We start from the raw sequence: 22101 nt of genomic DNA on the forward strand, positions 1-22101 counted from the left end.
ATAAATAAAACCTCATAAATTCTGTTTGCAAATATACAATAAAAAAATGAATTCCACAAGTATTTTGTAGAATTCATTCTTATTTATACGATGTCTAAACTTACTTCTTACGATATCTGTTTAACAGAGGTACTTCTTCACAGAGAGCGTCAGCCAGAAGATTGGCAACAACCTTTGCACCATATTTATTATAGTGCGTGTTGTCCTGTTTGCCTTGCGGTTCTGAAGGTTCTTCACCTGGGCGGAACCACATGTGAAGTTTCTTTGACGCTTCAGTACCCAGTCCTTGCTCAAGATCATGGGTTATCTGATTTGCATCGATGAAATGGCAATTCATACGTTGAGCTACAATCTTCGGAGCAATACGATAAAGTCCATGAGTATCAATAAGCGAATCGCCCTCAATCATCTTAGTACCATCCAGAAAAGTTGAAGTGCGAAGTATCTCGTCATCATCATTTTCTGGAGCCTTTACGAAAAAGTTACGGCGAACCACACTATTCATGAGAACTGGAATACCACCCTTTTCACGCGTTTCTCTCACATACCTGGCCAGATTGTCGTCGAAGGTAGAACCAGGATCCGTATGACGATCAGCTTTCGGCTTCTCATCGTTGTGACCAAATTGGATGATGACATAGTCACCAGGTTTGATGCGTTCGAGCACTTTATCCCATCGTCCTTCTTCAAGGAAACTCTTTGAAGAGCGACCATTCACAGCATGGTTATCTACAACGATATAATCGGAATCGAAACAATCTTGAAGCATCATCGCCCAACCCCGTTCCACTTTTCCACCCGTAGTATCCTTATTAGCTGCGGTGGAATCGCCTATCACGAAGATGGTTGTGCTCTTGTCTTTAGTTGCCGCTGTCAAGCCACATACAATACAAGTCAATATGATGACGCTCTTAAGAGACCTCACTGCTTTACAATATCGATAAGCTGTTCTGCATCAACAAGTTGCTGATCGCCAGTCAACATATTCTTCAATGTAAGTTTTCCATCCTTCATCTCGTTCTCACCAGCCAGTGCAACAAAAGGTATCTGCTTGGCATTAGCATACGACATCTGCTTCTTCATCTTCGATGAATCGGGGAAAATCTCCGTACGGATACCTGCAGCACGAGCCTTAGCCACAGCGGGGAGGCAATAAGCCGTTTCCTTCTCACCAAAATTGATAAACAGGAGCTGCGTACCATTAACGGCATCCTTAGGATATGCATCGAGCGCATTAAGTACATCGAAGATACGGTCAATACCGAACGAGATACCAACACCAGAGATGCCAGGCATTCCGAAGATACCAGTCAGGTTATCATAGCGGCCACCGCCAAGGATAGAGCCCATGGGAACATCAAGCGCCTTAACCTCGAAAATGGCGCCCGTATAGTAATTCAAACCACGGGCCAATGTGAGGTCAAGCTGAATTTCATTGTTCAAGCCCAATGTCTTCAGCGTATCAAGGATATAGCGAAGCTCATCTACCCCCTTCAGACCGACCTCGCTAGAGACAAGCACCTCAGCAATAGTGTTCAGTTTCTCATCGTTACTTCCTTCAAGGGTGATGATTGGCTGAAGCTTAGCAATCTGATCATCGGAAAGGCCATCCTCACGAAGCTCAGCATTCACATTATCGAGTCCGATTTTATCGAGTTTATCGATAGCTACGGTAATATCCACAATCTTCTCTGCAGCACCGATGACTTCGGCTATTCCTGTAAGAATCTTACGGTTGTTGATCTTTATCTGAACACGAACACCAAAACGGGTGAATACGGTATCTACAATCTGCATGAGCTCTACCTCATTCAAGAGAGAGTCTGAGCCAACAATATCACCATCAAACTGCCAGAACTCGCGATATCGTCCCTTCTGAGGACGGTCTGCGCGCCACACAGGCTGCATCTGATAACGTTTGAATGGAAGTTGCAATTCTTCGCGGTGCATCACCACATAACGTGCGAAAGGAACGGTAAGGTCATAACGAAGTCCCTTTTCACAAAGTTTAGCCGCCAAGTGAAGAGCATGACGTTCCTTCAGTTCCTCATCGGACACCTTAGAAAGATAATCACCACTGTTAAGTACTTTGAAAAGCAACTTATCCCCTTCCTCGCCATACTTACCCATCAGCGTACCGAGAGTTTCCATTGCGGGGGTCTCTATCTGCTGAAAGCCATAGAGCTGATAGGCCTGCTTGATGGTGTCAAAAATATAATTGCGCTTAGCCATCTCCATTGGAGAGAAGTCGCGCGTTCCTTTAGGAATACTTGGTTTCTGTGCCATTTACTACTTTCTTACAATTGTCTGGTCGCGGTCAGGACCGATAGAGATAATCTTAATAGGAGTCTCGAGCTCTTTCTCAAGGAAAGCAATGTAATCGCTGAACTCTTTCGGGAACTGATCCTCTGAAGTGAACTTTGTCATGTCGGTCTTCCATCCTGGCAGTTCCTTATAGACAGGTTCGATACCCTCCTCGATGTTATAAGGGAAATAATCGATTTCAACGCCGTTCTGCTTATAGGCTACGCAGGCCTTAATGGTATCAAAGCCATCAAGTACGTCGCTTTTCATCATAATAAGCTGGGTAACGCCATTCACCATAATAGAATATTTCAGTGCAACAAGATCAATCCATCCGCAACGGCGCTCACGACCTGTAACAGCACCATACTCATGACCGAGATCACGAATCTTCTTTCCTGTTTCATCAAACAGCTCTGTGGGGAAAGGACCAGCACCAACACGTGTGCAGTAAGCTTTCATAATACCAAACACATCCCCAATTTTGTTGGGACCAATACCCAGACCTGTGCATGCTCCAGCACAAATGGTGTTTGAAGAAGTTACGAAAGGATAGCTACCGAAGTCGACATCGAGCATAGTACCCTGAGCTCCTTCGCAAAGTACGCTCTTACCACTCTTCAGGATGTTGTTAATTTCATGCTCTGAGTCAACAATGGGGAACTGGCGGAGATACTCAACACCCTCAAGCCATTTTTTCTCGACTTCAGTGATATCATATTCAAAATTAAGCGACTTCAGAATAGCCTCATGACGCGCCTTTGCCTTAGCATATTTTTCTTCGAAGTTGTCGAGAATATCACCAACACGCAGACCGTTACGACTTATCTTATCAGTATAGGTAGGACCAATGCCTTTACCAGTAGTACCAACCTTATCCTTACCCTTCTGAGCCTCATAAGCAGCATCGAGTACACGATGGGTAGGCATGATAAGATGTGCCTTTTTAGAAATATGCAGACGTGAATGCAAATCGTGACCACTTGCCTCCAGTGCCTTAGCCTCATCCATAAAGAGGTCTGGGGCCAAAACGACGCCATTACCGATAATGTTCACCTTTCCTCCTTGGAAAATACCAGAAGGAATAGAGCGCAGCACATATTTCTGCCCCTCAAACTCCAGCGTATGACCAGCATTAGGACCACCCTGGAAACGGGCAACCACATCGTACTTCGGGGTCAGAACATCGACCACCTTACCTTTTCCTTCGTCGCCCCACTGCAATCCGAGCAGGACATCTACCTTACCTTTGTTCATAACTATTTTTTGTTCTGTTTTAAATGTTCCTGTTTTTCTAACTTCTCTAACTTGGCGCGCTTCTTCATCTTCGACTGACAAGAGCTGCAAACACCATATACATATAATGTAAAGCCATCCTTGCGGAATCGCTTGAGATGCATACTATCTACCGCACGAATGATCTCCTGAGACTTAACCTCAGTTACATTTCCGCACATCGTACATATCTGATGGCAATGACTGCTATTATCATAGCAGGCTTCATACTTGGTTGTTCCCTGAAAACGGTGTCTTGTGACCAAGCGCAACTCAAGAAACAGATTAAGCGTATTATATAACGTAGCACGACTGACAGGAAAATTAGATTCCTGCAGATAATCATTCAGTTCCTCTATTGTGAAATGCCCGTTAATACCATAGATGGTTCTCAGAATCTTGTAGCGCTCAGATGTCTTGCGATGATGATTCATCTCAAGATAATTGTCAAGAATACGCTCTACAGCGGCAATTACATTATCTCTGTTTCCCTTAATAGCCATCTGATTTCCTTGAAAACCGCACAAAGGTACTCATTTTCAGTCAGAAGAAAGAGAGTTTATTTATAAAAAATCTAAATTAGCTCGTTTTATTGCACTTTTTGCAATTCTTTCGTATACTAATCCAAGTTCTGCGAATCTCTGAACGGCAGACAGCGCTGCTTTCTTAACAGGAATGCTACTACCCTGAAGAGCCGCCAATGCCTGATCGATGAATTCATTTATGCCACGTTCATTGGGCTCTTGGCCATTCATAAAAAGTCGAGAAAGGATATGGAAACCACACAACTGATACAGTTCTTTCTCTGAAGCCATCCACGTATATGCCTTAGCTGGAGCATAAGGCAAATACTGATAGAGGTTGAAAGCCGCCTGTTCGGCAATCTCCTGGGTCGGAGTCTGTTCCATCCAAATATCAACGACCTCCGACAACATACGATCTGCTGGCATAATCATGGTGGCCAATATCTTACATTCGCGTACATTTTCTTTCCACAGAGCAATAGCCAAATCGTAATTCTTACCGATTTCATCAGCTTTTTCCCGAAGTCGTGGCAGGGTTGCTCCCCAATTGAGTTTATAGTCAAGGCCTTTATCACGCATTGACTTTGCAACCGCTCCATCCATCATCAGACGAAACGATTGTTTGATTTCCTTTATTGTTGTATTAATATCCATCTGACATTGTTTATATTAAGGTACCATACTCTGTGCTATAACGAAGCATCTGATGGGCATAGCTCTCACCGTAGTCCAACTGAATATCACAGATATTCCCGTTTTCATCGTATACAGGCAACATCTGAGGATTAATGAAACCTTTATACGGCGCCAGCCCCAGTTTCTTATAGCGTTCCAAAACCTCCTGATGCAGTTCGGGATCAACCTTCACGGCATAATGCTCCACCAACTGACGAGCGGCTTCAAAGTCACCTTCGCTCTTGATACGCTGAATTTCAGCCAACAAACGAGCAAAGAGACGACGGAGTTCTTCAAAATCAACGATTTCAACATAGGTCTTTCCGTCGCGTTTCTTCAGACGTACAACATCGCTGTTCTCATAACACCAATGAGCGATCAAGGCACGATTACGCATGTGAGCCTCTTCTATCTGATTACCGGGAGTGATACGAATCAGCTGTGTCATCAAGCCATTCATCATATAAGTATAATATTGCGACTTATACGCCTCCTCATCGGGCGTCAGACCAAGCTCCACCAGTTTCTTGTCTGCAATATAGTACAAGCCGAAAAGGTCTGCTCTCGCCTCTTCTATCGTGTTGCCATAGGCCTTCAACGCATCAGGATCAACGCCAGGAAGCAATTGTCCGCTCCCGTGTCCTAAACATTCATGCAAATCGGTATGCAGGTCATCGCAAACGTCACCATATTTATCTATTAGGCTAAGCATCTCAGCATCGATGACAAACTCTTCTTTAAAGCCATTACCATGAGCGGCTTTATTATAAGCATCAGTGATATTGCTGATGGTAATACTCTTACTGCCGTATTCAGCCCGTATCCAGTCAGCATTAGGCAGATTGATGCCGATAGCCGTTGACGGATATTCATCACCACCGAGCATAGCAGCGCAAATAACATTGGCCGACACACCCTTTACAACAGGTTTGCGGAAACGGGCATCGACAGGTGAATGATCCTCAAACCACTGGGCATTATTACTGATGGTTCTGGTGCGATGAGTCGCCTCTTCGTCGATATATTCAACAAGACCTTCCCATGAGCCCTTTAATCCCAGCGGATCACCATACACTTCGATGAAACCATTGATAAAATCAATCGTGGAATCATGGTCTTTCAACCATTCAATGCAATATTCATTAAAAGTTTGTAAATCGCCTGTCTTATAATAGCTTATAAGTATAGAAATAACCTTCCTCTGTTGTTCGTTCTCCGCTACAGATAGTGCTTTTTCAAGCCAATATACAATATGGCGAATAGCATTAGCATATCTGCCATTAGCCGACCACACCAACTCCTTTATTTCACCATTCTCCTTAACCAATGTTGAATTCAAACCATAAGAAGAAGGTGTCTTTGAATCAGCCTGTTCCTGTTTCATCCGCTCATAGAAAGCCTCAGCCTCCTGTTGCGTAACACCACCATCATAAAAATGACAGGCCGAAGTCAATATCAAATCTTCACCATCAGTTTTATTGACCCGTTTAGGAAGCACCGTTTCATCAAAGATGACAGGGAATAACTCTTCACACATCTCATCAATACTCTCCCCTTCTTTCAAAGGGAGTTTACGGGCATCTACACACCGTATAGCGTTATGAAGATACGCTGCGCTGAATCCTGGTCTGAACTTCTCGCACCCATAATGATGATAGATGCCGCTTGAAAACCAAACACGCTTCAGATATATCTCTAAAGCGCGGAACTCATCGGTATCATGTGGAATGGTAAGATCACAATAAACCACTTCAAGCAACTTCCTTATGCGGAGATTATACTTACCAAACTGATCGAAAGTGATATCTCTTCCATACAAAGTTGCCTGAGATAAATAATAAACTAAGACTTTCTGCTGAACAGAAAGTCTTTCAAAGCCGTTCAAACGGTATCTGAGCAACTGCAAATCAGCAAATCGCTCATCCTGATAATTAAAACCCACGCGACAATGCCTCCTTAACCCTTACGGACATTCTTAACCTTCATAGCGGGATGTTGTCTCAAGTGCTGCAGACGATACTCACGAGGTGTAGTGCCCACAATACGATAGAACGAAGCATAGAACGACTGGCGGTTTGCAAAGCCAACCATATCGCTGACCTCCTCCATACGAAGATCCTGATAACGCTTGTCTACCAATATACTCATGGCTTCGTCAATGCGGTATTTATTGACAAATGAAGTATAGTTCATATGAAAACGCACATTGACAACAGCCGAGATGTACCTTGTGTTGGTGCCAAGATCTTCTGCCAGTTTCTTTGCAGAGTATTCCTTGTCACGATACTTCTTCTGCATGACGATGATGTTCATAATCTTTTCTTGCATCTCGTCCATCATGTGAGGACTAACCAGACTTCTGTAGGCAGCCTCTTTTTCTTTCTTTTCTGTAATGTTGTACTTAGCCATCTGTGATCGCTTTTAAATTTATTTATGTGCAAATTTACAAAAAATACCAATAGGTGCAAAGGATTTTCAAAAAAAATAACTAACTTTGTACAAAAATTAAAGAATATGGACATTTTTGAAGCACTTAGGTGCTATTTCGGATATAATTCATTCAGGCAAAATCAGGAGGAAATAATCAGACATGTCACAAATGGCTGCGACGCTCTGGTTCTCATGCCTACTGGAGGGGGCAAAAGTATCTGCTATCAGATTCCCGCATTGACCATGAAAGGTACAGCCATTATCATCTCACCACTTATCAGTCTCATGAAGGATCAGGTTGAAACCTTACGGGCCAATGGAATTGAGGCTGAAGCACTTAACAGTGGGAACGACCCGGCAATAGACCTTGTAATACGAAGAAAATGCCTGGCCGGGAGTCTAAAGCTTCTTTACATTTCGCCAGAAAAGCTCTTAGCAGAATTAGACTACCTGATAAGCCATATAGAAGTATCATTATTTGCTATTGACGAGGCTCATTGTATCAGTCAGTGGGGACACGATTTCCGACCAGAATATACGCAGTTGGGCATTCTCAGAGAGAAGTTCCCCAACACACCCATCATGGCTCTTACGGCTACAGCCGACAAGATCACAAGGCATGACATCATTGAGCAGCTCAAATTAAAGAATGCCCGTGAATTCATATCAAGTTTTGACCGCCCAAACCTGAGTCTTTGCGTCAAACGAGGCTATAAAGCCGCCGACAAGATGCATTTCATTCTAAACTTCATCAAGGCGCGTCCTTTTGATGCAGGTATCATCTATTGTCTGAGCAGAAAGACTACAGAGAAAGTGGCAGCCGATTTAAGGAAGAAAGGCATCAACGCCGCTCCTTATCACGCAGGACTTTCTCCACTTGAGCGCAGTCAGACTCAGGAACAGTTCAAGAACGACCAGTTACTGGTGGTATGCGCCACCATCGCTTTTGGCATGGGAATCGACAAGAGTAACGTGCGCTGGGTGATACATTACAACATGCCGAAAAGCATTGAGAGTTTCTATCAGGAAATAGGGCGTGCAGGCAGAGATGGTGCTCCAGCAGAAACCATTCTGTTCTACTCATTGGCAGACATTGTACAACTCACCGAATTTGCCAAGCAAAGCGGGCAACAGGACGTCAATATGGACAAATTGAAGCGCATGCAGGAATATGCAGAATCAAATGTGTGCCGACGCCGCATTTTATTAAACTATTTCAGCGAGCAGACCGATCACGACTGCGGCAACTGCGATGTTTGCGAGAATCCGCCCCAGCGATTCGACGGCACACGCTATGTACAAATGGCTCTCAGCGCTGCTAAGCGCTCTGACGAAAAGATACGCATAGCCACCATCATAGAGATCCTGAAAGGCATGCGTTCGCCAACTGTCGAGCGCAACGGATATGACAAACTAAAGACTTTCGGTGTAGGGAAAGACGTCTCATTGAACGACTGGCAGGATTATCTGTTACAGATGCTGCAGATGGGATTCATCGAGATTGCTTACAACGACGGCAACAAGGTAAAGATAACAGATATCGGCAACGATGTGCTCTATGGACGGAAAGAGGCCTCACTATGCGTGGTCGACCACAGTACTAAGGAAGAACCGAAGAAGCGAAAGCTGAAACTGGAGATTCCCACAATCACCATTCCTGGTCTTCCACCAACCACTGGCGTCGAAGACCCTAAGCTTTTCGAAGCCCTGCGTGTTTTACGTGCAACATGCGCTAATGAAGAAGGATTTCCACCCTACATCATTTTCAACGACAAAGTGCTCCATTCGCTAGCCACCATCAAGCCCACCACCCTTGAACAATTCGGTCATATTTCAGGCATAGGAGAACACAAGAAGCAGAAGTATGGAAACCGTTTCGTTGCACTCATACAGAAATACGTCTAACGTGCTTTTTTACACCTTGTTTTATGGAAAAAGGGGAAAATAAACTAAAAAATCAGCCTAAAAGTGTCACTTTTTGCTAAAAACTGATGATTTATAGCGGTTTTGTGAAGAGAATTTTGTAAATTTGCAGGGCAAAATTACCAAAGATGGCAAAGAAAAAGATATTATTCATTAATCAGGAGATCTCTCCTTATGTACCTGACAGCTCATTGTCGCTGATGGGTAAGGGTGTTCCACAGGCTATGCAAGAGCAGAGTCATGAAATCCGTACGTTCATGCCCAAATGGGGAATCATCAATGAGCGTCGCGGACAGTTGCATGAAGTTATCCGACTGTCAGGTATGAACCTTATCATTAATGATACTGATCACCCACTGATTATTAAGGTGGCATCGATTCAGTCAGCCAGAATTCAGGTTTATTTCATTGATAACGACGATTATTTCGGCAAACGTCTGATGGCAAAAGACGAGAATGGCGAAGATTATCTTGACAATGGTGAGCGCGCTATATTCTTTGCACGTGGCGTATTGGAGACAGTCAAGAAACTGCGTTGGGTGCCCGATATCATTCACTGTCAGGGATGGATGAGCGCCGTTGTGCCTCTCTATGTCAAGACCGCTTATCACGATGAGCCTTCGTTTGCAGAAGCAAAGGTTGTAACATCGCTCTTTGAGAAGAACATCGACAAGGACCTTGGCGAGAATTTCAAAGAATGCCTTGAGTTCCGTGAGGCCAAAGCAGAGTTACTGAAGGACTATAAGAACGAATTCGATTTCAACGAGTTGAGCAAGCTGGCCATCGATTACAGCGACGGCGTGATACAAGCCGATCAGAAAGTCGATCAGAAGTTGCTGAAATATGCAGCTGGCAAGAACATCCCCGTACTTGACTATCAAGAGGACTTTGCCGACTCATATGAGAATTTCTACAACCAGCTGTTTCCTGAAGAGCAGCCAGAAGTAGAAGAAGATTAAAAATATAGAATACCTCGACACATGAAATGTAAATGGATAACAGCGATTGCTTTTACTGCAATGGCAATACTCTCTTGTAGTGAAGATACAGAAGGCATCGGACAGTCACTGACCGATGAGACGGATAAATTAGAGGTAACGACGGGCGTTTTCAGCGCTACCAGCCGCTCTATACAAGTCGACTCTGTCTATTCAAAGCACTTTGACTGCTACTTCGGCAGGGTGAAAGACCCTGAAACAGGTGCCTATGTGAAGAGTGAGTTCATGACCCAGTTCAACATACTGGAGGATATGGTTATGCCTGACCGCAGTAAAATACTCGGCTCATACGATGGTGATATCGCAGCCGACTCTTGTGAGATATGGCTGATATTCGACCGTTCAAAGTGCTATGGCGACTCACTCACTCCGATGAAGATCAATATCAAGGAGCTGAGTAAACCCATGAGCGACGCGAAGACATACTACAGCAACTTCGATCCCATCAGCGAGGGTTACATCAGAGAAGACGGACTGAAGAAAAGCATGGCATTCTCGTTGGCAAATCTTACCGTCAAAGACAGTCTGCGCAATACCAATGGCTATACCGACTATTCCATTGTCGGATTGAACGATCCTTATACCGACAAGAGCGGCAAGACATACAACAACTACGGCACTTATGTGCTTCGCAGTTACTACGATCACCCTGAGTATTTCAAGAACGTATACACATTCGTCAACAACGTGTGTCCAGGCTTCTATTTCGAGGTGAACGACGGTCTTGGAGTAATGGCAAAGATTTCGGAAATAGATATTAATATGTATTTCCACTATCAGGCTGACACCACCGTATATTACGGTTCTCTCTTCCTCTCGTCGACTCCCGAGGTGCTTCGAACCACAAGGGTGGTTAACGACAATGCAGCCTTGCAGCGACTGGTTAACGATAAGAGCTGTACTTACCTGAAAGCGCCCGCAGGCATTTTCACAGAGGTTACATTGCCAGTTGACGAGATCAGTCAGGCACATACAAAAGACTCACTGCTCTCCGTAAGCATTAACTTCAACAGACAAAACAGCAACATCAGCACACAATACCCGCTGAACACTCCTGACTATATTCTGATGGTGCAGAAAGACAGTCTGAACACATTCTTTGAGACCCAGACTATATACAACTACACCAGTTCCTATATGGCTGGTTTGTCGGCAAACGCCTATTCATTCAGCAACATCGGCAATCTCATCACCCTGATGGCTAAGAACAAGGCAGAGGGATTGAAGAGCGATCCGAACTGGGTGGCAAAGCATCCTGATTGGAACAAGGCCGTACTCGTCCCCCTTGCTGCAACTATCACATACGACAAAAACAGAAGTCCTACGGTTACAGCAATAGCTAACCAGATGGGACTTTCGAGTACGAAGTTGGTAGGAGGTGACGGTAATCCTATCGAAATGAAAGTGATTTACGCCCGATTTAAGGAGAAATAAGATATGGCTGACGGATTCTTAGAGAAACATCATGAGGAGTACGAGGCACGCAAAGAAGCCTGGCTCCGAAAGAAGAAACATCTGCCAAAGATAAATAAGAAATTAGAGCGCCCCGTTGATGAGGCGCTCTAATTTCTTATCCGATAACCTTGAACTTGGCAAACTTCAGCAACAACTGCTTGGTGCCCGCATTACGGAATTGTACGGTCGCCTTGGTATTCTCGCCCGTACCTTCTATTCTTATCACCTCTCCAATACCAAAGCGTTGATGCTCAATCCTACATCCTTCATGCAAATCACTGACACTCGGGGCTGTTGCCAATGGTCTCGGTGCCACAGCCTGATGCAGACGTTTGAAGTTGGGGCCAAAGGGGTCAACAGGCTTCTCAGGACGCCTGGGAGCAACGGCTCTCGGCTTGGGATCGGCCTTGAACTGGGTAGCCACAGGCCTCGGATTCTGCATCCACTCAGGAGCCTCGCTCTCATAGCCTCGTGTATTCCTGCTATATCCGCCAGTATTACCTGTACCATAGGCACCGCCATCATATCGGTTATAAGCCTTACGACTAGCCGAGCCGAATATACTTTCACCCCCACCCGCTTCAGAATGCACTTCCAGCAAGTCAGAGTCAATATCACGGATGAAGCGTGAAGGCGTGTCATACTCCATGCGGCCATAGCGGAAACGGTTCTGCGCGCATGTCAGTATACAATGCTTCTCTGCTCGCGTGATGGCTACATAGAGCAGTCGGCGCTCTTCCTCGAGCTCGCGCATCGAGTTGGTGCACATAGGACTGGGGAAGATGTTTTCCTCTAGTCCGACCACAAACACCGTCGGGAATTCCAAGCCCTTAGCCGAATGGACGGTCATCAGCGTCACCTTATCATTTGAATCGCCGTCATCACTGTCAAGGTCGGTCAACAAAGCCACTTCCTGCAGGAAGTCAGTCAGATAAACCTGCTCACCCATATCCTCCTCGCGGCGACTCTCCACGAAATCCTGCATGCCCGAGAGGAACTCTTCAAGGTTCTCCTGGCGCGAGATGTCCTCAGGATTACGACCGCTATAGATATCCTTACTAATGCCCGAGTTCATGATGATGTCGTGACCGAGAGCGTAAGCATCCTCCGTCTGCAGTCTGCCTATCCAGCCCTCTATCAGTTCGCGGAAAGCCTGAATCTTGGTCATCGTCCCCTTGTTCACATCCATCGGGAAGAGTACAGGTTCCTTTATTACCTGCCACAGACTGACGCCATAGGTCTGCGCCGTCTGAATGATTTTCCCTACCGTTGTATCACCGATGCCACGTGCCGGATAGTTGACAATACGCTTAAAAGCCTCTTCGTCGTTAGGATTGGCAATAAGACGGAAATAGGCAATCACGTCCTTGATTTCCTTGCGCTGATAGAAACTCAGTCCGCCATAGATACGATATGGGATGTTATCCTTACGCATCTGCTCCTCGAAGCTACGGCTCTGCGAGTTGGTGCGATACAGGATGGCAAAGTCGCTCCAGTTACACCCGTCCTGACGCCGGATGCGCTTAATGTCCTGCGTCACGATCAGCGCTTCTTCCCTATCCGAATAGGCAGGTTTCAGTTGCAAGCGCTCACCATGCTCGTTTTTCGAGAACACGTTCTTCGGAATCTGCCGTTCGTTACGGCGAATCAGCGAGTTGGCGGCCTGAACAATCAACTGCGTTGAGCGATAGTTCTGCTCAAGCTTGAATAGTTTTGCATCGGTATACTGACTCTGAAAGTTCAGGATATTGTCGATATTGGCACCTCTGAACGAGTAGATGCTCTGGGCATCGTCGCCTACCACGCACACACGCTGGCGCTCTTTTGTCAACTGATAGACAATGGCCTGCTGCGCAAAGTTAGTATCCTGATACTCATCTACGAGCACAAAATGGAACTTCTCGACATATTTCTGGCGGATTTCCTCATGTTTTTCAAACAGAACCCACGTCTGAACCAACAAATCATCGAAATCCATCGCATTAGCCTGACGGCATCTCTCCGCGTACCTTATATATATGTGTGACACCTGAGGGCGCTTCTGAGCAGCGTCATCGCTGGCCCATGAGCTCTGCTGATACTGCTGAGGCAGCAGTAAGTGGTTCTTTGCCATGGAGATACGGTCGGCCACCGATGAAGGCTTATAGACTTTATCGTCGAGTCCCATCTCCTTGATGATTGTTTTCACCAGTGAACGGGCGTCGCTCTGGTCGTAGATGGTAAAGTTGGAATTATAACCCAAATGCTCGGCTTCAGCCCTCAAAATGCGTGCGAAAACGCTGTGAAAAGTACCCATTTGCAGATATCTGGCTTGCTCGCTGCCCACCAAACGGCCTATACGCTCCTTCATTTCACGCGCCGCCTTGTTGGTAAACGTCAATGCTAATATCTGCCAGGGGTTCATTCCCTGCTCTAACAGCCACGCGATTTTATACGTCAGGACACGGGTTTTACCCGACCCTGCACCAGCAATAACAAGACTCGCTCCGTCGCAGTATTCAACCGCAACACGTTGGCTATCATTCAGTTGTTGTAATATATCTGTGTTCACGATGCAAAGTTACGAAAATAATTCGAAACCACCAAATGACTCAAGAAGGCTTTCATCCGATGAAAGTATCACTTTCTGGCGTGGAAACTCCTGCTTTCATCCGTATTCTTATAATAATCACACAGTTATCACTTTATTACATCTATACAGAAATGGCGTTTGCTGCAGTTGTTGCAGTGTTGCAGTTCGAATCATGAAGTGGAAAAGTGAAAAATTAATTCTATATATTTATATATATATAATATATATAATATATAGACATTACTTTTGGGGATGCGCCACTCTTACAAACAACTGCAACACTGCAACAACTGCAGCAATTACGCCCGATTTATGAGAATGACACGAAATTTAACTTTTTTGAGCGATTAAAATTTGGTAGTCTCATTTTTTTGCTGTACCTTTGTAGCCAGTTATTATCAACTAAATAATTAATAAACCAAAAAGTAGAATCGAAATGAAAAAGATTATGATGATTGTTGCTGCACTGGCTATGACAGTAGCTATGCAGGCACAAACGAAATTCCACGATGTTGAGGCTAATGAGGCCAAAGGTCCAGTAAAGACAATGACGCTGAGCATGATGGGCAACGAGCGCACCATCAACTTCTCGCAGGATGGTAAGATGCAGTCAAGTGACATGTCAGACGCTGTATACGATGCGGAAGGCTACCTCCAGTCAGCCAAGATGAACGTACAGGGACAGAGCGTTGACATGAAGTTCGAATGGGAGAACGGCCGTCTGAAGAGCCAGACCATCAACATGATGGGTCAGGACATCAAGACAACGCTCAACTACGACGAGAATGGTGTCATCAAATCACAGAGCATTGACATGGGTGGCCAGGTAATGGAATCCCCCTACTCTGACTACAAGTTCGACGATCATGGCAACTGGATCAGCCGTAAGGCATCGATGATGGGTCAGGAGATGACAGCCACACGTTCGTTCACCTATTACGAGTAAATATATTAATAAGGTGTAACCCACTTTGCCACAAAGCGGATCAGAATGTACCTTCTGGTCCGCTTTTAATTTGCATAAACATACCAATTTGCCTACATATATGACACAAATTAAAAAAGTCCGCCTATTTTAACACATTCAGTGGGATAGAATTTTGGTGGTTTCGCAAAATCTTCGTAACTTTGCACGCGATTTAAGAACAAGGATATCAAAATCAGCCCAAAAATGAAAAAAGAACTGAAAAAGGTGTTGGTACTCGGATCGGGTGCCTTGAAAATCGGACAAGCCGGAGAGTTTGATTACTCAGGTTCACAAGCTTTAAAAGCTCTTCGCCAAGAAGGCATTAAGAGCGTTCTCGTTAACCCTAACATCGCAACTATCCAAACCAGTGAAGGTATTGCTGACAAGGTGTATTTTCAGCCAGTGAATACTCACTTCGTAACAGAGATCATTAAGAAGGAGCGCCCCGACGGCATTCTGTTGGCATTCGGAGGTCAGACCGCATTGAACTGCGGAACGGAGCTTTATCTGAATGGAACGCTTAAGGAGTACGGAGTTGAAGTTTTAGGAACAAGTGTCGAGGCCATCATGAATACTGAGGACCGCGACCTTTTTGTTAAAAAGCTGGCAGAGGTCAATCTGAAAGTACCCGTATCGCATGCCGTAGAGTCGATGGAAGATGCGTTGAAGGCAGCCCACGAAATCGGATTCCCTATCATGATTCGTTCGGCTTATGCACTTGGAGGTCTGGGGTCAGGTATCTGTCCCGATGAGAAGAAGTTCAAGGAGCTGGCAGAGTCAGCCTTCACCTTCGCCCCACAGATTCTCGTTGAGGAGTCGCTGAAGGGATGGAAGGAGATTGAGTTTGAGTGCATCCGCGATGCCAATGACCGCTGCTTCACCGTAGCCTCTATGGAGAACTTCGATCCCCTGGGCATTCACACCGGTGAGTCAATCGTTGTAGCGCCTACCTGCTCACTCCGTGACGACCAGGTTAAGATGCTGCAGGACATCACCATCAAGTGTGTGAAGCACCTCGGCATCGTTGGTGAGTGCAACATTCAGTTCGCTTTCAATGCTGAGACCAACGACTACCGCATCATCGAGATTAATGCCCGTCTGTCTCGTTCTTCAGCCCTTGCCTCTAAGGCAACCGGTTATCCCCTCGCCTTCGTAGCAGCCAAGATTGCTCTTGGATACACACTCGACCAGATTGGCGAGATGGGCACCACAAGCTCAGCATACGTTGCTCCACAGCTCGACTATATGATCTGTAAGATTCCCCGCTGGGACCTCACCAAGTTCGCAGGCGTAAGCCGTCAGATTGGTTCTTCAATGAAGTCTGTTGGTGAGATTATGTCTATCGGACGCTCTTTCGAGGAGATGATTCAAAAGGGTCTCCGCATGATCGGTCAGGGCATGCACGGTTTCGTTGGCAACGACCACACCAAGTTCGAAAACCTTGAAGAGGAGTTGGCTAATCCTACCGATCTCCGTATATTTGCCATCGCACAGGCTTTGGAAGAGGGCTACACCATCGAGCGCATTGAAAAGCTCACGAAGATCGACGTCTGGTTCCTGGAGCGCCTGAAGCACATCGTTGACCTGAAGCATGAGCTGCAGAAGTACAACAAGCTTGAGGAACTGCCCGACGAGTTACTGCTTGAGGTGAAGCGCTGCGGATTCAGTGACTTCCAGATTGCACGCTTCGTGCTGAAGCCCCAGGGCGGCAACATGGAGAATGAGAACCTGGCCGTTCGTAAGTATCGTAAGCAGCGCGGCGTGATGCCTTCAGTAAAGCGCATTCCAACCGTTGCTTCTGAGAATCCCGAGCTGACCAACTATCTCTACTTCACCTACACCCACACGCCAGCCTTCGGCAATCCTGAGGGTGAGAAGTACACAGCTGCACACGATATCAATTACTATAACAACGAGAAGTCGGTTGTAGTTCTCGGTTCTGGTGCCTACCGCATCGGTTCTTCTGTAGAATTCGACTGGTGTTCGGTTAACGCCATCAACACCGCCCGTAAGCTGGGTTACAAGTCTATCATGATCAACTACAACCCTGAGACGGTATCAACCGACTACGACATGTGCGACCGCCTCTACTTCGATGAACTCTCACTGGAGCGTGTGCTCGACGTTATCGACCTCGAGTCTCCTCGCGGCGTGATTGTATCAGTAGGTGGTCAGATTCCTAACAACCTCGCCATGAAGCTCTATCGTCAGGGTGTTCCCGTACTGGGCACCAGCCCTGTCAACATTGACCGTGCAGAGAACCGCGATAAATTCTCGGCCATGCTCGACAAGTTGGGCATCGACCAGCCGGCATGGAGAGCGCTGACCAGCTTCGAGGACGTTAAGGACTTCGTCGACAAGGTGGGCTATCCCGTCCTCGTCCGTCCGTCATACGTACTCTCTGGTGCAGCCATGAACGTCTGCTACGACGAAGAGGAGCTGCATCGCTTCCTCAACATGGCTACAGAGGTAAGTAAGGAGTTCCCCGTAGTCGTTTCTAAGTTCATGACCGAGACAAAGGAGATTGAGTTCGACGCCGTAGCCGACAAGGGTGAGGTTATCGAGTATGCCATCTCCGAACACGTAGAGTATGCTGGTGTACACTCAGGCGACGCCACGATGGTATTCCCCGCACAGCACATCTACTTCTCTACCATCCGTCAGATAAAGAAGATTGCACATAAGATTGCAGCCGAGCTGAACATCTCGGGTCCGTTCAACATCCAGTTCCTGGCAAAGAATCGTGAGGTAAAGGTTATTGAGTGTAACCTCCGCGCTTCTCGCTCATTCCCATTCGTGTCAAAGATCCTGAAGCGCAACTTCATCGAGACTGCCACGAAGATCATGCTCGACGCTCCTTACCAGAAGCCTGAGAAGAGCGAGTTCGACATCGATCGCATCGGTGTGAAAGCCTCTCAGTTCTCTTTCGCCCGCTTGCAGAATGCCGACCCCGTACTCGGTGTAGACATGAGCTCTACCGGTGAGGTTGGATGCTTGGGTGATGACTTGAATGAGGCTCTGCTCAATTCACTCATTGCCACAGGCTACTCTATTCCTAAGGATGCCGTTCTCATCAGTTCTGGCGGTGCCAAAGGAAAGGTTAGTCTGCTTGAGCCCGCCCAGCAGCTGGCTAAGAAAGGCTACACCATCTACGCTACATCAGGTACAGCCAAGTTCTTCAACGACAACGGCGTAAAGGCTCAAGCTGTAGCATGGCCTGATGAGGATGGTGACAACAACGTGATGGATCTCATCAGCCAGCACAAGGTTGGATTGGTTATCAACGTACCGAAGAACCACACCAGCCGCGAGCTGACCAACGGCTATCGTATCCGTCGTGGAGCAATCGATCACAATATTCCTCTGATGACAAACGTTCGTCTGGCTAAGGCATTCATCGAAGCCTTCACAGCAATGAGCCTCGACGATGTGAAGATTAAGTCTTGGCAGGAATATAACAACTAATGATTGTCGACGAATACAAGACGATAAAGACCGAAGGCGAGGGCTACTACACGGAGAAGCGTAGCAAGTTCCTCGCCTTCGTTCATCATGTAACGTCAGTAGACGAAATCAAGGAACTGCTGGCCAGTTACCGGAAAAAGTACTACGATGCCCGCCACGTGTGCTATGCCTATATGTTGGGGCCTGAGCGTACAGACTTCCGTGCTAACGACGACGGCGAGCCCTCATCAACAGCAGGCAAGCCCATTCTCGGGCAGATTAATTCCAACGAGCTTACCGATATCCTCATCGTTGTGGTACGTTACTATGGCGGTGTAAACCTTGGTACCAGCGGACTCATCGTGGCTTATCGTGAGGCAGCTGCCGATGCCATCGCTCACTCTGAAATAGAAACACGTCAGGTTGAGGAGATTATCACCTACTCTTTTGCTTACCCCATGATGAACGACGTGATGCGTATCGTCAAGGACATGCAGCCACGCATCATCTCACAGACTTACGACAATACTTGCGAAATCAAATTGGGTATCAGGAAGAGTGAAGCCGAGCAGTTGAGAAACCGCCTACAAAAACTTACTTTCGAATAATTATTCGTAAGTTTCCAACATTTCTTTTGGTGATTTCATTTTTTTGCACTAACTTTGCATCCGCATTTGGAGAAATGCGATAATACATTTGGAAGGTTGGCAGAGTGAACGATCGCGCTGGACTCGAAATCCGGTATACCCTTTTCGGGTATCGGGGGTTTGAATCCCTCACCTTCCGCTAAAGCCCCTGAAAAGGGGCTATTTAAATTGGAACAAGTTTACAAAACCTGTTGTCTGAAACACATCCAGGACCCTCTCCTGCAATCCCTTAATGTAAAGTTCACAATGATTGGCACGACAGCGCTGATTAATAATCATCAATAATCGCAATCCACTTGAGGATATGTAATCCAACTGGCTGCAGTCTATCACGATTTCACAGTCACTATAGTCGAAAAGTGGTTCCACTTCCTTTGCTATATGTGATGCCACAGAGGCATCAAGGCGCCCGTCAAGTATCAGGGTTACGCGTTTATCGTCTTCTTTTTTGATTATTGCATTCATACTCTCTCTTCGGTTTAATGGTTTTCTAAAGATTCTTTGTCATCGTCAGCACATTCTGTCCATCAATGCGTTGATAGCTGATGCTGTCCATATAGTGGCGAATCAAGTAAATGCCCAGTCCTCCAACACTACTTTTCTCAATAGGCTGGGCTACATCTTTGTTTTTAACAGATGTAGGGTCGAATGGCATACCGTCATCACAGAGCTTAAAGGTAATCTTCTCTTCGTCGGCCATTACCTCTAAAAGGATATTGGCCCGACTGCCCTTCGGATAGGCATAGTTTATCACGTTGACCACTGCCTCCTCAATAGCGATATTCACACCAGCGGTGGTCAGTTCGTTAAAGTGCATGTCCTCACAGACGCTCCTCATAAAGACAGCTAGCGCCGACACTTCCTGCACTTCATTCACAAGCGAGAAACCTCGGTGATAATGTTTCATATCAGTTTTCCCTTTATAATTGATGGCAAGGAGTGATATATCATCCCCCTGTGGAGTATCTCCTACAAAGGTCTGCTCTGCCTGCTGAATGGCCTTAATGAAGGAGCGAGAATCAAGCCGCCTGTGAGCCAGCCTGCTGGCTTCCTGGCGCATTCTGTTTCTACCATACTGCTCATTGGAAACAGTTTCTGCCTCGGTGTGACCATCAGTGTAGAGCAACAGAGTCGTACCTCTGTCAATAAACGCCTTCTGCTCAGTATATTCCCAGTCTGATTTCAAGCCAAGAGGAATATTGTTGTCTACGTACAGGAAGCGGGTATAACCTTCTCTTACCAGCACAGGAGGTTCATGGCCTGCATTGGTATACAACAGGCGACCATTAGCCAAATCAAGCACACCGATAAAGAACGTAACGAACATACATGAGTCATTGCCGTCGCATACAGAGCGGTTGATATATTCAATAATGAGTTTAGGCGATGCATATGCCATGGATGCACTACGGAACATAGAATGCGCCATAGCCATCACCAGTGCAGCAGGAGCTCCCTTACCAGCCACGTCGCCAATACAAAAGTAAAGTCTCTCGTTACGTATAAAGAAATCGAACAGATCGCCTCCCACCATCTTGGCAGTTACCACCTCACCATAGATGTCTATATCGGTACGCTCTGGGAATGGAGGATAAACCTTAGGTAGCATCTGCTGCTGAATATCACTAGCAATCTTCAATTCCTGCTCCATTGCCGCCTTCGAGGCTGTCGCTTTCTCATAATCTATCAGCGAGATCTGCATATCCTTGAAAGCACTACGTAATGCATCTATCTCGCGACTCTTTACCTCAGGCAACTGTACATCGAATTGTCCCTTAGCCACTCGTCCCGCAGCAACTACGAAGCGTCTCAACGGCCTCATACTTTTCTTTATGAAATGATGACACAACATATAGACAATCGCCAAGCCGATGAATAGGACTGCCAATATAATAGCCGCCAACATGTTACCGTTATGATAGATAATAGCTTCAGGCACAACTATCACGACAGTCCACTCTGCATATTTCACAAACGAATAGAATATCCATGAGTCGATGCCGTCGTTTTGCAACCTACAGGAGCCACTCTCGCCCTGAAGCATCTTCCGGGCTACCACATCGTCAAGCGTATCGGGACTCTGTGCAGTAATCTCCTGAAATTTCTTTTTCAATACACGGCTCTCGTCCGGATGAATCAGGTAGGAACCGTCATTATCGATGATGAAACTGTACGACTGCTCCTTGAAACCTTTTTCAAAACGCTCGTGGTTTTCTGCATCCACACGCTGATGCCTCTGTCGCAGCCATTCCAGCGATACGTCAGCACCCAGCATACCCACTTTTCGACCACTACGATCGTGGATGTGCGTCGCATACGTCGTCGTCAGCTGACGAGACGCCTCTCTGTCGAAATAAGGAGGCGTCCAGTCCCCCTCAGAACTCTTGAAAGCATCCTTATACCACGAATGAATCTGAAAGTCGGGATGGTTCTCGTTCATCTGTCTGCCTCTCACCATCTCTCCAGAGTCACGCCAGGCACAGATTTCAAACTCATGTCCCTTCTCAGGATAGACGTCTGGCTCGAATATCAATCGGCAGCTCGACATATACATGTTCTGGCTCACCATTCGCTCCAAATGCGCCTGCAACTTATCGGGATCATCGATATCACGCTCAATAATATTCACGTTGTTGATGGCCGCCACATACACATCCGACAGCACACCACGTATTTTTTCATTAGCATGAAGTATAATACCCTCGTAGCGTGACTCCGCTTCACGGGCCATAGAATCTTTAGTTATCACATAGACTGTAATCATAATGACTGCCGACAAAGCGATTAACACAGCCATAATTCTAAGACTCAATCTATTTGCAATAGATTTCTTCTTCATCGTTACTTATTGGTTAGATATAGACTTTGACTGCAAATATAAGCACTA

The 22101-nt window shown here is 46.1% G+C and carries 17 protein-coding genes and 1 tRNA gene; 8 read left to right on the forward strand and 10 right to left on the reverse strand.

All coding sequences use genetic code 11. The annotated features are described in order from the left end of the window. Window positions 1-100: 100 nt before the first annotated feature. Genes BMX82_RS01630 through BMX82_RS01660 form a run of 7 tightly spaced genes read right to left on the reverse strand, consistent with a single transcriptional unit; the run spans window position 101 to window position 7187 of the window. Window positions 101-925, reverse strand: coding sequence for a rhamnogalacturonan acetylesterase (locus BMX82_RS01630; protein WP_231622213.1), 825 nt, complete (start codon window positions 923-925; stop codon window positions 101-103). Then, the gene (gene hisS, locus BMX82_RS01635; protein ID WP_091765485.1) at window positions 922-2286 is read right to left on the reverse strand and encodes a histidine--tRNA ligase; all 1365 of its coding nucleotides are present in this window, start codon (window positions 2284-2286) and stop codon (window positions 922-924) included. Before hisS ends, BMX82_RS01630 begins: the two co-directional genes overlap by 4 nt. A 3-nt stretch (window positions 2287-2289) precedes the next feature. After that, entirely contained in the window at window positions 2290-3561 is a 1272-nt protein-coding gene (locus BMX82_RS01640; protein WP_036912488.1) for an adenylosuccinate synthase, read from the reverse strand. Between the two features lie 2 nt (window positions 3562-3563). Further along, window positions 3564-4082: a Fur family transcriptional regulator gene (locus tag BMX82_RS01645; RefSeq protein WP_036912490.1), complete on the reverse strand. Its 519-nt coding sequence runs from the start codon at window positions 4080-4082 to the stop codon at window positions 3564-3566. 60 nt (window positions 4083-4142) lie between these two features. After that, the gene (locus tag BMX82_RS01650) at window positions 4143-4757 is read right to left on the reverse strand and encodes a DNA alkylation repair protein (protein ID WP_036912493.1); all 615 of its coding nucleotides are present in this window, start codon (window positions 4755-4757) and stop codon (window positions 4143-4145) included. A gap of 10 nt (window positions 4758-4767) precedes the next feature. Then, the gene (locus BMX82_RS01655; protein WP_091765488.1) at window positions 4768-6720 is read right to left on the reverse strand and encodes a dipeptidyl-peptidase 3 family protein; all 1953 of its coding nucleotides are present in this window, start codon (window positions 6718-6720) and stop codon (window positions 4768-4770) included. Window positions 6721-6734: 14 nt separating this feature from the next. Next, window positions 6735-7187, reverse strand: coding sequence for a helix-turn-helix domain-containing protein (locus tag BMX82_RS01660; protein ID WP_036912499.1), 453 nt, complete (start codon window positions 7185-7187; stop codon window positions 6735-6737). A 105-nt stretch (window positions 7188-7292) separates the two neighbouring features. Here BMX82_RS01660 and recQ point away from each other — a divergent pair, with 105 nt between their 5' ends. The 4 genes from recQ to BMX82_RS01680 all read left to right on the forward strand — a co-directional run bounded on the left by recQ (window position 7293) and on the right by BMX82_RS01680 (window position 11695). After that, the gene (recQ, locus tag BMX82_RS01665; RefSeq protein ID WP_231622214.1) at window positions 7293-9113 is read left to right on the forward strand and encodes a DNA helicase RecQ; all 1821 of its coding nucleotides are present in this window, start codon (window positions 7293-7295) and stop codon (window positions 9111-9113) included. A 146-nt stretch (window positions 9114-9259) separates the two neighbouring features. Continuing rightward, window positions 9260-10090, forward strand: coding sequence for a glycogen/starch synthase (locus BMX82_RS01670; protein ID WP_036912501.1), 831 nt, complete (start codon window positions 9260-9262; stop codon window positions 10088-10090). 60 nt (window positions 10091-10150) lie between these two features. Further along, window positions 10151-11563, forward strand: a complete 1413-nt coding sequence (locus BMX82_RS01675; protein ID WP_177171985.1) for a DUF4270 domain-containing protein — start codon at window positions 10151-10153, stop codon at window positions 11561-11563. 3 nt (window positions 11564-11566) lie between these two features. Continuing rightward, window positions 11567-11695 carry a hypothetical protein gene (locus BMX82_RS01680; RefSeq protein WP_036912506.1) on the forward strand — a complete coding sequence of 43 codons (129 nt, stop codon included), beginning with the start codon at window positions 11567-11569 and terminating at the stop codon, window positions 11693-11695. A 4-nt stretch (window positions 11696-11699) separates the two neighbouring features. Here the strand turns inward: BMX82_RS01680 and BMX82_RS01685 are convergent, their stop codons facing one another. Then, entirely contained in the window at window positions 11700-14135 is a 2436-nt protein-coding gene (locus BMX82_RS01685; protein WP_091765495.1) for an ATP-dependent helicase, read from the reverse strand. A 457-nt stretch (window positions 14136-14592) separates the two neighbouring features. Here BMX82_RS01685 and BMX82_RS01690 point away from each other — a divergent pair, with 457 nt between their 5' ends. From BMX82_RS01690 to BMX82_RS01705, 4 genes are all read left to right on the forward strand, one after another. After that, a complete protein-coding gene (locus BMX82_RS01690; protein ID WP_036912511.1) occupies window positions 14593-15102 on the forward strand; it encodes a hypothetical protein in 510 nt (169 codons plus the stop codon). Window positions 15103-15327: 225 nt separating this feature from the next. Further along, window positions 15328-18588: a carbamoyl-phosphate synthase (glutamine-hydrolyzing) large subunit gene (carB, locus tag BMX82_RS01695; protein ID WP_036912513.1), complete on the forward strand. Its 3261-nt coding sequence runs from the start codon at window positions 15328-15330 to the stop codon at window positions 18586-18588. Beyond that, a complete protein-coding gene (locus BMX82_RS01700; RefSeq protein WP_036912516.1) occupies window positions 18588-19175 on the forward strand; it encodes an IMPACT family protein in 588 nt (195 codons plus the stop codon). The genes carB and BMX82_RS01700 overlap by 1 nt, the downstream gene beginning before the upstream one ends. Before the next feature lie 90 nt (window positions 19176-19265). After that, window positions 19266-19353, forward strand: a tRNA-Ser gene (locus BMX82_RS01705). A 20-nt stretch (window positions 19354-19373) separates the two neighbouring features. Here BMX82_RS01705 and BMX82_RS01710 read toward each other — a convergent pair. Both BMX82_RS01710 and BMX82_RS01715 read right to left on the reverse strand, forming a co-directional pair. Further along, the gene (locus tag BMX82_RS01710) at window positions 19374-19679 is read right to left on the reverse strand and encodes an STAS domain-containing protein (RefSeq protein ID WP_091765496.1); all 306 of its coding nucleotides are present in this window, start codon (window positions 19677-19679) and stop codon (window positions 19374-19376) included. 25 nt (window positions 19680-19704) lie between these two features. Further along, window positions 19705-22011 carry a SpoIIE family protein phosphatase gene (locus BMX82_RS01715; protein WP_177171986.1) on the reverse strand — a complete coding sequence of 769 codons (2307 nt, stop codon included), beginning with the start codon at window positions 22009-22011 and terminating at the stop codon, window positions 19705-19707. Window positions 22012-22101: the final 90 nt, after the last annotated feature.

Source organism: Prevotella sp. khp7 (genome assembly GCF_900109055.1).
Lineage (GTDB): Bacteria > Bacteroidota > Bacteroidia > Bacteroidales > Bacteroidaceae > Prevotella.

Excerpts from the sequence above, each read along its gene's own strand:
- BMX82_RS01660 (WP_036912499.1), bottom strand. The coding sequence starts at position 7,187 with ATGGCTAAGTACAACATTACAGAAAAGAAAGAAAAAGAGGCTGCCTAC.
- BMX82_RS01650 (WP_036912493.1), bottom strand. The coding sequence starts at position 4,757 with ATGGATATTAATACAACAATAAAGGAAATCAAACAATCGTTTCGTCTG.
- BMX82_RS01640 (WP_036912488.1), bottom strand. The coding sequence starts at position 3,561 with ATGAACAAAGGTAAGGTAGATGTCCTGCTCGGATTGCAGTGGGGCGAC.
- BMX82_RS01680 (WP_036912506.1), top strand. The coding sequence starts at position 11,567 with ATGGCTGACGGATTCTTAGAGAAACATCATGAGGAGTACGAGGCACGC.
- BMX82_RS01670 (WP_036912501.1), top strand. The coding sequence starts at position 9,260 with ATGGCAAAGAAAAAGATATTATTCATTAATCAGGAGATCTCTCCTTAT.
- recQ (WP_231622214.1), top strand. The coding sequence starts at position 7,293 with ATGGACATTTTTGAAGCACTTAGGTGCTATTTCGGATATAATTCATTC.
- BMX82_RS01645 (WP_036912490.1), bottom strand. The coding sequence starts at position 4,082 with ATGGCTATTAAGGGAAACAGAGATAATGTAATTGCCGCTGTAGAGCGT.
- hisS (WP_091765485.1), bottom strand. The coding sequence starts at position 2,286 with ATGGCACAGAAACCAAGTATTCCTAAAGGAACGCGCGACTTCTCTCCA.
- BMX82_RS01715 (WP_177171986.1), bottom strand. The coding sequence starts at position 22,011 with ATGGCTGTGTTAATCGCTTTGTCGGCAGTCATTATGATTACAGTCTAT.
- BMX82_RS01700 (WP_036912516.1), top strand. The coding sequence starts at position 18,588 with ATGATTGTCGACGAATACAAGACGATAAAGACCGAAGGCGAGGGCTAC.
- BMX82_RS01690 (WP_036912511.1), top strand. The coding sequence starts at position 14,593 with ATGAAAAAGATTATGATGATTGTTGCTGCACTGGCTATGACAGTAGCT.
- BMX82_RS01710 (WP_091765496.1), bottom strand. The coding sequence starts at position 19,679 with ATGAATGCAATAATCAAAAAAGAAGACGATAAACGCGTAACCCTGATA.
- carB (WP_036912513.1), top strand. The coding sequence starts at position 15,328 with ATGAAAAAAGAACTGAAAAAGGTGTTGGTACTCGGATCGGGTGCCTTG.
- BMX82_RS01675 (WP_177171985.1), top strand. The coding sequence starts at position 10,151 with ATGGCAATACTCTCTTGTAGTGAAGATACAGAAGGCATCGGACAGTCA.